The following is a 13,378-nucleotide window of genomic DNA, read 5'->3' as shown; positions in this document are numbered from 1 at the left end:
TTTATGCCTCCTTATTAATCAACGAATTCAGATCAGCAAGCAGCTTTCTGATTCTCTCATTTTCCATCTTTAAGCTTACCTGATTTACAACCATTCTTGCAGATAACGGACAAACTTCTTCTAAAACTTCCAGTCCGTTTTCACGAAGAGTACTTCCGGTCTCAACGATATCAACGATCACCTCTGATAAGCCAACGATCGGCGCAAGCTCGACCGAACCGTTTAATTTGATGATCTCAACCGTCTGGTTCTTCTGATTATTAAAATAATCTTTTGCAATATTCGGATATTTGCTGGCAACACGGATGATCTCATTTTTCTTCAATAATTCTTTTGCTTTATGAGGACCACAGACACACATCCGGCATTTACCGAATCCGAGATCCATTACCTCGTACAGGTTTCTGCCTTCTTCTAATATCGTATCCTTACCAACTACACCGATATCTGCTGCACCGTATTCTACATAGGTTGGTACATCTGTTGCCTTTGAAAGGAAGAACTTCAGCTTCATTTCTTCATTCACAAAGATCAGCTTTCTGGTATCCGGGTCTTTCATTTCATCGCAGGTAATTCCTATCTGTTCAAGCAATGCAAGGGTTTTCTTTGCAAGTCTGCCTTTTGCAAGTGCAAATGTTAAATATCTCATTGATTTACCTCTCCAATCTATCCATCGATCAAATTCTAATTTTGGATTTCTTTCTGTTTTTGTCCGCTTATTTCAAGGATGCGATAGCCACCTCGTTCTCATCACCGGACACAAGATCAAATACCTTGACCGTATCACTGTTTTCAAAATAAAACAGTCCGGAAAAATGCTCTCTTTTTGCATATTCCAGATAATCTTCCACTGACTTTCTGACAGATTTGCGTATCAATTCAATCTTCTTATCATTCTGGCGCAGACTCTTACCAAGACTGATCGCGGACTCCTGATTCTCAATATCATAGAGAATGATCGTATTCGAATATTCAACCGAAACCTCGATATTCTGTCTGGACAGTGCCATGATCAGTTCTTCTACGGTAAATGCAAAACCAATAGACGGTGCATCTTTGCCAAACTGCTTTAACAGGTTATTATATCGGCCACCCTTTACAACTGCATCTCCGGTTCCGTAGGTATATCCGCGGAAGATCACGCCGGTATAATAGTTATAACCATTTAACATACTGAGATCAAAGCCGATATATTTGTCATATCCATAACAGCATAATGCCTTATAGATTCTCTGTAATCTGTGAACAGCTGCAAGTGATACCGGATTCGTAACCAGCTTTTCTGCTTGCTCTAACATGGATTCTCCACCGAATAAAGAGTCAAATGCAAGAAAGGCTTTCTTTAAAACAGGACTCAGATCCAGTTTCTTCAGATATTCCTCCAAACCAAAGAAGTTCTTAATATTGATGTATTCCTTGATCTGAAGTTCTTCGGCTTCTGTAATTCCGGCTTCTGAAACGATGCCCTTAAAGTAATCGATCTGTCCGATCTCGATCTGGAACTCGTCGATTCCAAGTGCCTTAAAAGAATCAACAACAGTTGCAATGATCTCTGCATCTGCTGCAGAAGAATCATCATTTATAAGCTCAGCACCGATCTGTGTAACTTCCTTTAATTTTCCCTGCAATTTTCTTGGGTTTGAATATGTATTTCCTGTATAGCACAGACGGATCGGAAGCTGTTCATCCTTGTAATATTTTGCTACACATCTTGCAATACTAGGTGTGATATCCGGGCGTAATACCAGCGTATTATTATCACGGTCAAAGAACTTGTACATTTCATTTGACGGTGCAGATCCCTTATCACGGTTAAATATATCAAAATACTCAAATGTAGGTGTCTCTATATCATGATAGCTGTATAACTCCAGAGTATGATGCAGCTTCTCAATAATCTTTCTTTTCTTTTTACATTCTACATCATAGGTGTCTCTTACTCCGTCCGGAGTCTGTAACAGTTTATCCTGCATCTCTTTTCCTCCTTTTATCCATGCCTTTTTGCTTTACCGTATTAAAGTGATAACACGATAATTAGTTATTTCAACAATGTGCTCATTATAGGTGAGACGTTGGCATTTGTCAAGATTTTTCCTGATCCTTTATGCTCTTAACTGCAAATCTTTATCGAGAAGCTCCAGATAATGAACCAGTGCTCCATTTTTTGCATGAATAAAGAAATCCGGATTCAGTTCTTCATATTTGAAATTCTTTGCATGTCCCTCGTTCACGCGATCCATATAAGTCTTTAATTCCGAAAAACGTAAATAGTAATATTTGTTTCTATGCGTAAAAAATATGATCAGGAAGCTGACTCCCTGCTGTTCCTCATACTCTTTCATAAAATGATACTGATGCTCATGTATATTCTGTAAAGAAAACGTATCAACCGCACATTCCTTCGCATCGAAGCATATCGGAATGCCCTGTACGACACCGATGTAATCGACCGTAGAATCTTTTTCAAAATACGCCAGCGTGATCTGGCTGCTGTCTTTATCCATACGGATCGGTTTGATCGGAGTCGGGATCTTCTGGACAACTGCCAGCTTCTTTTCCCGATAATATTCATTTGTATAATTGATCAGTTCCTCAAGTGAGGAACCACGAAGTCCTCTGGAATTCCAAGTTGCCATCCGATTCTGCCTCTTTATCTTTTATCTGATTCTGATCTTACTAAAGTTATTATCCAAATTACCCAAATAAATCTTTTTCGATCGTCCGAAACGGTTCCGGAAGAAATGCCGAATACTCTTTCCCGCTCAGATAAGAAAGCGGACCGTCTGTTTCTTTAAATATAATGTTTCCGCAATGAAGAAGCTGATGCTTTACATGATAAGAATCTGAAAAATACCGGTTCACTTCAGGTATGCCATACTTTGTATCACCGACTACCGGGTATCCCAGATGCTTTAACTGTGCACGGATCTGATGAGACTTACCTGTGATAAGCTCAACCTTTACCAACGTATAATCATCATTTTTTTTTACCGGATAAAAGATTGAATGGATTTCTTCACTCTTGCCCTGTTCCCATGGGTGATCCGATATCCGGACTTTGTTTTTTGCATTATCCTTCTGTAGATAACAGGTACTGTCAAGCTTCTGCGTCAGGCGTCCCCGTACAAGTGTATAATAATATTTATGTAATAGATGTTCTCTTATAATTCTGGATAATTCCTGACTTCCGGTAAGACTCACCCCACAAAGAATGAGTCCGGATGTATTGCGGTCTAAACGATTGCATACAGACGGACGATAAGTTCTCAGTTCTTCAGTTGTGATATGCCCACTATCAAGCAGATAGTCGATCAATGCTTCATTAAAAGAGTAATCATCTTTTGATGCCTTCTGTGACAGGACGCCAGTCGGTTTGTCTGCGATCAGAATATTTTCATCCAAATAGATGATCTCAACCGGAATCTTCTTTTTAGAGGAAGTGCTGTGTGTTCCACTGACATCTTCCCTGAAATTGGCGATCGTTTCATCAGACATATAGATCTGGATCGTATCTCCGATATAGACGTATTCGTTTCCTTCAATTTTCTTATTGTTCAATTTGATGTTTTTCTTTCGTATCATCTTATAAACAAAGCTTGACGGTGCCTTATTCAGATATTTCAAAAGAAATTTGTTCACACGCTGTCCCGCTTCGTTCTGCGATATAATGATCTCTTTCATGCCCGACTCCTATACACCAAGTTCAAATAATTTTTCACGCATAGACTGATCCTTTACCAGATAATCTTCATCCGGTTCTTTGATCGTTTCCGCTTTCTTTATAAATTCATCCACGGTTAACGCTGTAACGATAACATATGGTTTCTTTATCATTTCAAAGGAACGTGTAATTTCTTTTTTCAGGAATTCCACATCCGGAATCTTCTTGTCAAATGCTTTCTGATATAAGAATAACATTCTGCCATCCCGCACGATCACGGCAGGGAAAAACAACATTCCTTCATATCGACTGAGCGAGATATCATACAGGATGCCGTCCCGGTTCTCATAATGGATCCCTTTTTCTATCTTCTTGTGTTCTTCCTCTGTTAAAGGCTTGAATTTGGAACACATGATAAGTGCTACGATCTGTTTGGCAAATGGCAGGCTGATCAATATCGGAAGTATGATGATCAAGGTTTTTGTTGTTTTAAACATGGCAAGCGAAAGAATTACTCCTGTCAGGATCATAACACCAAGTATAATAATACTGGTTATGATCTTTTTCTTATGTTTTTTTATATATCCATACTGTCCTTTTTCCATTGTTTTTGTCCTGTTCTGTTTTTATTATAATGTTCCTCATACCCCGGCAAATCTCTGTATTTACCGGATATCTGTCTCTATTTGATCATGGAAACGATCCAGTCATTCGGCAGCAGCTTTGTTACGATCTTAAACGCTTTCATCGTTATGCTGTAGGTAGATTCTGTCTTCAGGTAATACGCATCAAATAACGCCCGTTTTACCACATTCTTTGCTTCTACACGGAACAATCTTTTAAATGCCTTTGTATGGGAATATTTCTCGGCAACATCAAAGAACTCTGTATTGACCGGTCCCGGACATACTGCTGTCACTGTAATATCTCTGTCCTCCAATTCTTTATTTAATGCTTTTGAAAAGCTTCTAACCATGGATTTTGTTGCTGCATATACAGCAAAGGATGGCTGTGGCAGATATGCCGCTGATGATGCAATATTAATGATATTGCTCTGTTCTTTCATATATGGCAGAGTGATCTTCGTCATGGCAACTAAAGCCTTACAGTTAACATCGATCATTCCGGTAAGTTCTTCGCATACAACATCTTCTACATGTCCCATAATGCCATATCCTGCTGCATTCACCAGAACACGTACCCATGGATGTTCCTTTGCAAGCATCTTTTTATAGGCTTCAAGATCTTCCTGCTTTGTGATATCCAGCGGGAGAACAATAATCTTCTTGCCTTCAATCTCTCTTTCTAAGGCATACAATCGTTCTGCACGCCTGGCGATCACCCATATCTCGTCGATTGTCTTATATTTTTCACTGATCTGAACAACAAACTCTCTGCCCAGTCCGGAAGAAGCTCCGGTAACGACTGCTATTTTACTCATGACATCATCCTCCATCCAGATAAATACTTATTCTTTAACGTTCCGTTTGTATTTTTTGCCCATCCAAGCGGATATCCGTCCACCAGAACAAGCACATATCCATTTTTAATTTTCTGATCCGATGCTTCGATCGTCTCGCCTTTCAGATATCTTAAAACACGGTCATCTGAAGATGTCAGATTTACTTCATTATCAAACTGTCCTTGTTTCAGATACATAGCAAGTGACTGGCTCGGTTCAAACCGGTTCTTCTTGATCTCGCCAAGGAACAATCCCTGTCTTAACATCCGAAGCCCGGATACATCCGGCATATGTTCTGCCATATAATACAGTCTTCCTTTATTTTCCTCAATATATGCAGACCGGATCCCGGCATCCGATGAAATGTGCGCAAGGAATTCTTCTGCATTTTTATCCGGCTTACAGCCTCTGTGTATCCATGACTGAAATACCTGTGTCTGTTCTGCCTCTTTTTTATGAATAAGTGCAACAAAATGCCCTTCCCCTTCGATATGATGCGGCCATAATCTTGCACATTTTTCAAGTTCTGCATTTTCGGTCTTTCCCCACGCAGGATTTCCATTACAAAAGCCCGGATACTTCGGAACTTCGACTAATTCTAATGTATCATCCAGTGATAAAAGATATTCGATTGACTGTTCATTTTCTTCCGGAGAAAACGTACAGGTCGAATACAGCATGGTTCCACCCGGTTTTAACATTTTTACAACTTCATTTAAGATTCCACGCTGTAAACCGGCAAATAACTCAACACCATTGTTTTCCCACGCTGTTACCATTGACTGGGATTTACGGAACATTCCTTCACCGGAGCAAGGCGCATCAATCAAAATTTTATCAAAGGTCTGATAGAATTTTGTGCTCAGCTTATTCGGAGCTTCACTTACCACACACATATTACCGATCCCGAATAATTCCAGATTTTTTAATAATGCCTTAGCTCTGGAATTACTGATATCATTTGAGATCAGAAACCCGGTGCCATGAAGTTTTGCTGCAAGCTCGGTTGATTTACCTCCCGGTGCTGCACAGATATCTAGAACAACATCCCCATCTTCAACAGGAAGAATACTCGCCGGTGCCATCGCACTCGGTTCCTGAATATAATAAAGCCCTGCATAATAATATGGATGTTTGGATGGTGTACATGCTTTGTCATCATAATAAAAACCATTTGTTGTCCATGGTACAGGCTTTAATTCAAATGGAGAGATCTTTAAGAAATCTTCCACACTGATTTTATTTGTATTCACGCGAAGTCCATGATGCATGCCCTGATCCAGACAATTCATATATGCATCATAGTCGTCTCCTAACTGTGTCTTTATCCTGTTTGTAAATGACTCCGGTAAGTTCATAATCTATAACCCCTGTGCTTTGTATCCTTCTGCGATAATATCAAGCTGTTTGGAAAAATCCTCCAGCTTTTCCAGATCATCCTTCTGGTAAATATCATAAAATTCATTCTGTATCTTCACAACCTCACGCTGGTTGCCTACATAATATAAATTCTGAATATTTGTTAAAATGTCTGCAACGATAGATGCCTTATAATTGAACGAATTCTGTGCATCCATAATCTCACCCCGGACAGATGACATTTCCTGATCCAGCGCCACAGTTGCATTTGCTGCATTTAACAGTTTTTCCCGGATATGTTCCGGCATATTATGACGATACTTATACTGAAGGGAATGCTCAATCGTTGCCCAGAAATCCATCGCCATTGTACGGATCTGAATCTCTGCCTGAATCGTTTGAAGCCCTTTAATCGTATATACATCATAATTTAATATAATATGAAAACTTCTGTACCCACTTGTTTTTGCATTCGTAATATAGTCTTTTTCTTCTCGGATCGACATATCCCTGCGATTCCTTATGATCTCTACAACCTTGTAAATATCTTCTTCGAACTGGCACATGATACGGATTCCGGCGATATCATCCATCTCTTCCACGATATGATCCATCGGAATATGTTTCTTTTGCATCTTATCCAAAATACTTGAAATTCTTTTTACACGTCCGGTTACATTCTCAATTGGAGAATACAGTCCCTGACTTCGATAATCTTTTATAATATGCTTAAATTTCAAGAGCAGTTCATCTACAGCCTGCTCATACGGAGATAAGATCTCTTTCCATAATTGTATTTCCACGAATAAAATGCCTCCTGCCAATTCTAACTATTCATCATCATGGGATACTCTGGTATAAAGGAAATTATATTCATCTACACCATCCTGATACTCCGGATAAAGCTCATATAATTCTTTCGCAAGTTCATAAGCCTTATCATAGTTCTGGATCTTTTCATAATAACTGATCTCCTGCAAACGCAACTCTTTCTGGAAGGTATTATCGCTTGCAAGTCCATTATTAATATACCCATATGCATTGTCCATCTCACCAATACTGATATAATAAGCGGCATACTGGGCATACAGATATGAATTATATCCATATTTATCTATGTATTTTTCATAATTCTCAAACATATGCTCTGCATCATTCATAGATGCATAACAGGTTCCTATATACAGATATAATTCCGGATAATCCTTTACATACTGCTCCAGAACCGGGAGTGCCCCGGCATAATTGCTGTCCGAAAAGTCAGCCAATGCCTGGGCGATCTCCTTCATTTTACCGACATTCTTTTTGTCCGCAGATGTCTGTTGTAAAATAGTATCATATTCTTCTACCGCTTTATCATAATCAGCGGTCTTCATATAAATATCTGCCATATACAGTCTGGTATTCTTGTCTTTATTCCGAGAAAATATCTGTTTTTCAGAAAGTGCATCGGCAAACCGGTCAAGTGCCTTATCGTATTCTGCATTCTGATAAAACGCCAGTCCTTCATCAAAATAGCGGTCCTTATGCGATATGATCTTTGATAATATTACAACAGCCGCAAAAACAATGACCAGACAAGTGACTAAAAAGAAAAACACTTTGACAAAATCTATATTGGATTTTCTTTTTCTGCGTCTTCTACGATTTCTTCCTGTCATAGCAATAAACTCCTGATTAGTGATGGAATAAACGGATTCCTGTAAATACCATTACCATTCCATATTTATCACATGCTTCGATTACAAGATCATCTCTGACAGATCCACCCGGCTGAGCAATGTATGCAACACCACTCTTCTTCGCACGTTCAATGTTATCTGAGAATGGGAAAAATGCATCAGAACCAAGTGTAACATTCTGATTTCCGGCAAGCCATGCTTTCTTTTCTTCTGCTGTGAATACTTCCGGCTTTACCTTGAAACGCTTCTGCCATTCGCCATCACGGAGAACATCCTCATATTCATCACCCATATATACATCGATCGCATTATCTCTGTCTGCACGTCCAAGTCCATCAACAAACTGAAGTCCCATAACCTGTGGAGACTGACGAAGCCACCAGTTATCTGCCTTCTGACCGGCAAGTCTTGTACAATGGATTCTGGACTGCTGACCGGCCCCGATACCGATTGCCTGTCCACCTTTTACATAGCATACAGAATTAGACTGTGTGTATTTTAATGTGATCAGTGCAATTTTCATATCGATAAGAGCTTCTTCCGGTATATTTTTATTCTCTGTTACAATATTGGATAAAAGATCCTTATCAATATTCAGTTCATTTCTTCCCTGCTCAAATGTAATTCCAAATACCTGCTTACGTTCAATCTCAGCAGGAACATAATTCTCATCGATCTGGATAATATTATAATTACCTTTCTTCTTCTGCATCAGAAGCTCCATAGCTTCGTCTGTATACCCGGGAGCAATTACACCATCTGATACTTCACGCTTAATGAGACGGGCTGTATCTGCATCGCAGACATCTGACAATGCAATGAAATCACCAAAGGATGACATACGGTCTGCACCTCTGGCTCTTGCATATGCGCATGCAAGTGGTGACAGTTCGCCCAGATCATCTACCCAGTAGATCTTTGCAAGTGTATCTGTAAGAGGAAGTCCTACTGCTGCACCTGCCGGTGACACATGCTTAAAAGATGTAGCTGCTGGAAGTCCGGTTGCTGCCTTTAATTCTTTAACAAGCTGCCAGCCATTAAATGCATCCAGAAAATTTATGTAGCCCGGCTTACCATTTAATACGGTAACCGGAAGATCACTTCCATCCTCCATATAGATTCTTGATGGCTTCTGATTTGGATTGCATCCGTATTTTAATTGAATTTCGTTCATTCTGTATTTCCTCCCGATTCATGATGATTATTTATTCTTGTTAATGATTCTTGTCTCATACTTTCCTGTTGCGATATCAATATATCTGACAAACAGAGATACCTTATTATCTTCATTCAGGCTTTCCCATACCATATTTGCAAATGTATCGATATCACCTGATATACCAACTAACTTCGGTTCTCCCTCAAAGCTTGGAAGTGGATTGTCATCATGCATATATGTATGAATAAAATGTCCTTCTCCGTTTGCGGGATTCTCATATGAAAATGTATATCGGTTGCATGCCGATGGATCTCCGTTATTGCTCTTTAAGATAGACATTGCATAGTCATACTGTCCGCCTTCGATATGCATAACTCCGGAAATTCTCGGTGTATAGTTTGGACCGTCCGGTTCAAACTCGCGGCATCTCAGTGACTGTTCAAATGTAAGCTCTTTATCCATTCCATCATAGATCGTATCGGTCTGATCACCATTTGTTACGATCGTCCGATTGCCAAGAACCCGAACCGGTGCGTAAATGATAAGGCTTGGATCCTCAAGCTTGGATGGATCAAATGCTTCTGTACGGATTCCTTCGCCCTCTGTAACAAATACACGATTTCGGGAATTCACACTTCTACCCATGATAAAGTATGCAGTAACTGCCTTTGTTCCGTCTTCCGAACGTCCGATCACGATTCCTCTGCCGGGATAAGAATTACCCTTAAGTTCCTCTGATAATGATAACATTTTCATTTGTAAACCTCCGTTTAGTAAATTAGTCAATTCATGTACCCATTTATCTGGTCGCTGTCTTTCATCTTATAATAATATGCTTTCTTTTGCAAGCGTTTTGGACTGCATTCTTATCTACTGAAACTGGCGCATTGCCTGGATCAGTTCGGATTTTGGAACTGCTCCCACGATTTTCTTTATAACTTCTCCATCTTTATATAATAAAAATGTCGGAATTGATACAACCTTGTTTGCAAGTGCAAGTTCCTGATTCTCATCTACATCTACCTTGCATACCTTTACCTCTGGAAATTCGTCAGCCAATTCTTCAACGATCGGTGCAACCATTCTGCATGGTCCGCACCAGGTGGCCCAGAAATCAACCAGCGTAAGTCCCTTTGCCTTTAAAACCTGATCTTCATATTCTTTTTCATTTAAATGTATAACTGCCATAGTAAAAACCTCCAATTCGTCATTCGTTAATTATACAGACATCTCAATCATCTTACATCTGTACTTTCAAAAAACATTTCTGACAAGTAAGTGTTCTTGTATTATAGTATACATTCATTTTCCTCTATCATACATTTATTTGTCAACTCATTTCACGGAGTTTTAATAAATATCTACATTTGTCATCTTGTCTGTCAATTCTATGAACGCCAGCCGGCAGACAGGAATTTATATAAATCTGATTTCTGTATAATAACCGATACACAAAATGCGCGCTGCCACAAAGGGAAGCGCGCATCGTATTGTATGTGTATTATATGTTAGCCTTTATAATTATGCATTTAAGAATTCTTTGCTTGTCTTGACCTTCTTGTTTGGATCCGGACGGAATAACAGGAAGAAGAAAGCAACGATGATCAGGATTGCTACAACAGTGCCGATACCGAATGAGCATGCACCTGTGAAGAGTCCTGCAATTCTGTAAATAACAAGGGATACAAGGTATGCGAAACCACACTGATATCCGATTGCAAACCAGAACCATTTTGCACTGTTCATCTCTCTCTTAATAGCACCCATTGCTGCGAAACATGGAGCACAGAGTAAGTTGAATACGAGGAATGAGAAACCACTTGCTGTTGTGAATGCTTTTGCAAGCTCGCTGTATACAGTGCCTTCCCCACCACCATAAAGGATACCCATAGTACCAACGATGTTTTCCTTAGCAACAAGGCCTGTAATAGATGCAACAGTTGCCTGCCAGTCGCCCCATCCCTGTGGCTTGAAGATCCAGCAGATTGCTCCACCGATCTTAGCTAAGATACTGTGGTCGATCTGATCTTCTGAAAGCATCTGGAATTTACCATCCAGAATACCGAAGTATGTTGTGAACCATACAAAGATTGTTGAGAGGAGGATGATGGTACCGGCCTTCTTAATGAATGACCAGCCACGCTCCCACATACTTCTTAATACAGAACCGATTGTCGGGATATGGTAAGGAGGTAACTCCATAACGAATGGAGCAGGATCTCCTGCGAACATCTTTGTCTTCTTTAAGATAATACCGGAGCAGATAATTGCTGCAATACCGATAAAGTAAGCACTTGTAGCAACCAGTGAAGATCCACCGAAGATCGCACCTGCGATCATTGCAATAAACGGAACCTTAGCACCACAAGGAATAAATGTTGTTGTCATAACTGTCATACGGCGGTCTTTTTCATTTTCAATTGTACGAGATGCCATGATACCAGGAACACCACAACCTACACCTACAAGAATAGGAATGAATGACTTTCCCGAAAGACCGAATTTTCTAAAGATACGGTCCATGATGAATGCGATACGTGCCATATAGCCACAGTACTCAAGGATTGCAAGTAAGATGAACAATACGAGCATCTGAGGTACGAAACCAAGTACAGCACCAACACCGGCGATAATACCGTCAAGGATCAGTCCCTTTAACCAGTCAGCACATCCGATCTTATCAAGACCTCTTTCTGCAAGATCAGGAATAGATGGAACGAATACACCATAATCAGCAGGATCGATCTCTGCCATCTCTGTCTTGTTGAAGTATTCTACTGCATCTAAATAAGACATAGCATTTGTCTTATCTTTTTTTGCACCGGCAGGTACTTCTGAATAATATACATCGATATCGTAAGTATCAAGAGTTTCTTCATCTTCCATCTGATACTTAACACTTGCTTCTGTATTTGTATTTGCTTCGATAGCTGCCTTTGTTGCATCAACATCTATAGCATCTTCATCATCTGTTACAAGTACACCATATGCGTCAAGTGCATTTGTAGCTGCATCGTAATCACCGGATGCTTCTTCATAATCTTTGCTTCCGATACCGAATAAATGGAAACCGTCACCAAACAGATTATCATTTGTCCAGTCTGTGCACCATGCACCGACTGTTGACATCGCAATGTAATAAACCAGCCACATTACAATGATGAAAATCGGAAGTGCAAGGATACGGTTTGTAACGATCTTATCAATCTTATCTGAGGTTGTAAGCTTTTCACCCTTTGTATTCTTCTTCACACATTTTCCGATGATAGATGAGATATATGCATATCTCTCACTGGTGATAATACTCTCTGTATCATCATCAAATTTGTCTTCCAGTGCTTTGATCTCATCTTTACAATCCGGAACACTGTCCATCTGCTCTGCAATCTTTGTGTCTTTTTCAAGAAGCTTGATCGCAAAGAATCTCTTTTTTCTTTCTTCAACTGTAAGCTTTGCACTTACGCTGTCGATTGCATCTTCAACAGCCTGATCGAAGCTATGTACACGCTTATTCTGTACTTTCTTCTGTGCTGCCGCAACTGCTTTTTCTTTTACTTCATCAATTCCAGTACCCTTTAATGCCGAGATCTCTACAACCTCGCATCCAAGTGCATTGCTCAGGTTCTTGATATCGATCTTGTCACCATTCTTCTTTACAAGATCCATCATGTTAACTGCCATGATAACCGGGATTCCCAACTCGATCAACTGTGTTGATAAGTACAGATTTCTTTCGATGTTCGTACCATCAATAATATTGATGATCGCATCCGGATATTCCTTGATCAGATAATTTCTGGCAACAACTTCCTCTAATGTATATGGAGAAAGTGAATAAATACCGGGAAGGTCAGTGATGATAATATCTTTGTGACCCTTTAATTTTCCTTCTTTTTTCTCTACTGTTACACCAGGCCAGTTACCTACATACTGGTTTGAACCTGTAAGTGCGTTAAATAATGTTGTCTTTCCACTGTTTGGATTACCTGCCAACGCTATTTTAACTGACATTTTTATGCTCCTTCCTTTTTGTCTGTCATTTTCTATGATTCATC

General features: G+C 39.7%; 13 protein-coding genes. All 13 read right to left on the bottom strand.

Features of this window, described 5'->3' with window-relative positions; all coding sequences use genetic code 11:
- Position 1 precedes the first annotated feature (1 nt).
- Positions 2 to 649: an ATP phosphoribosyltransferase gene (gene hisG / locus OCV60_RS03610; RefSeq protein WP_021943839.1), complete on the bottom strand. Its 648-nt coding sequence runs from the start codon at positions 647 to 649 to the stop codon at positions 2 to 4.
- 67 nt (positions 650 to 716) lie between these two features.
- Entirely contained in the window at positions 717 to 1,973 is a 1,257-nt protein-coding gene (gene hisZ, locus OCV60_RS03605; RefSeq protein ID WP_021943838.1) for an ATP phosphoribosyltransferase regulatory subunit, read from the bottom strand.
- Positions 1,974 to 2,102: 129 nt separating this feature from the next.
- Positions 2,103 to 2,636 (bottom strand): Holliday junction resolvase RecU, encoded by a 534-nt coding sequence (locus tag OCV60_RS03600; protein ID WP_008400805.1) that lies wholly within the window; start codon positions 2,634 to 2,636, stop codon positions 2,103 to 2,105.
- A 58-nt stretch (positions 2,637 to 2,694) separates the two neighbouring features.
- Complete coding sequence (locus tag OCV60_RS03595) at positions 2,695 to 3,681, bottom strand: RluA family pseudouridine synthase (RefSeq protein WP_021943837.1); 987 nt, start codon at positions 3,679 to 3,681, stop codon at positions 2,695 to 2,697.
- A 9-nt stretch (positions 3,682 to 3,690) separates the two neighbouring features.
- Positions 3,691 to 4,266: a hypothetical protein gene (locus OCV60_RS03590; RefSeq protein WP_021943836.1), complete on the bottom strand. Its 576-nt coding sequence runs from the start codon at positions 4,264 to 4,266 to the stop codon at positions 3,691 to 3,693.
- Between the two features lie 77 nt (positions 4,267 to 4,343).
- Complete coding sequence (locus OCV60_RS03585) at positions 4,344 to 5,102, bottom strand: SDR family NAD(P)-dependent oxidoreductase (protein ID WP_021943835.1); 759 nt, start codon at positions 5,100 to 5,102, stop codon at positions 4,344 to 4,346.
- Positions 5,099 to 6,481, bottom strand: a complete 1,383-nt coding sequence (locus OCV60_RS03580; protein WP_021943834.1) for an RsmF rRNA methyltransferase first C-terminal domain-containing protein — start codon at positions 6,479 to 6,481, stop codon at positions 5,099 to 5,101. Before OCV60_RS03580 ends, OCV60_RS03585 begins: the two co-directional genes overlap by 4 nt.
- A gap of 3 nt (positions 6,482 to 6,484) precedes the next feature.
- Complete coding sequence (locus OCV60_RS03575; RefSeq protein WP_173788643.1) at positions 6,485 to 7,285, bottom strand: GTP pyrophosphokinase; 801 nt, start codon at positions 7,283 to 7,285, stop codon at positions 6,485 to 6,487.
- A gap of 27 nt (positions 7,286 to 7,312) precedes the next feature.
- On the bottom strand, positions 7,313 to 8,143 hold the full coding sequence (locus OCV60_RS03570) for a tetratricopeptide repeat protein (RefSeq protein WP_021943832.1): 831 nt from the start codon (positions 8,141 to 8,143) through the stop codon (positions 7,313 to 7,315).
- Between the two features lie 16 nt (positions 8,144 to 8,159).
- On the bottom strand, positions 8,160 to 9,338 hold the full coding sequence (locus OCV60_RS03565; protein ID WP_021943831.1) for a phosphoribosylaminoimidazolecarboxamide formyltransferase: 1,179 nt from the start codon (positions 9,336 to 9,338) through the stop codon (positions 8,160 to 8,162).
- 27 nt (positions 9,339 to 9,365) lie between these two features.
- Complete coding sequence (locus OCV60_RS03560; RefSeq protein WP_008400795.1) at positions 9,366 to 10,079, bottom strand: IMP cyclohydrolase; 714 nt, start codon at positions 10,077 to 10,079, stop codon at positions 9,366 to 9,368.
- Positions 10,080 to 10,193: 114 nt separating this feature from the next.
- Positions 10,194 to 10,511 (bottom strand): thioredoxin, encoded by a 318-nt coding sequence (gene trxA / locus OCV60_RS03555; RefSeq protein WP_021943830.1) that lies wholly within the window; start codon positions 10,509 to 10,511, stop codon positions 10,194 to 10,196.
- Positions 10,512 to 10,844: 333 nt separating this feature from the next.
- Positions 10,845 to 13,334, bottom strand: coding sequence for a ferrous iron transporter B (gene feoB / locus OCV60_RS03550; protein ID WP_117784872.1), 2,490 nt, complete (start codon positions 13,332 to 13,334; stop codon positions 10,845 to 10,847).
- Positions 13,335 to 13,378: the final 44 nt, after the last annotated feature.

Origin of the sequence: Coprococcus ammoniilyticus, from assembly GCF_025567345.1 — a bacterium.
Classification (GTDB): Bacteria; Bacillota; Clostridia; order Lachnospirales; family Lachnospiraceae; genus Coprococcus; species Coprococcus ammoniilyticus.
This window is presented reverse-complemented; position numbering and strand designations above follow the sequence as displayed.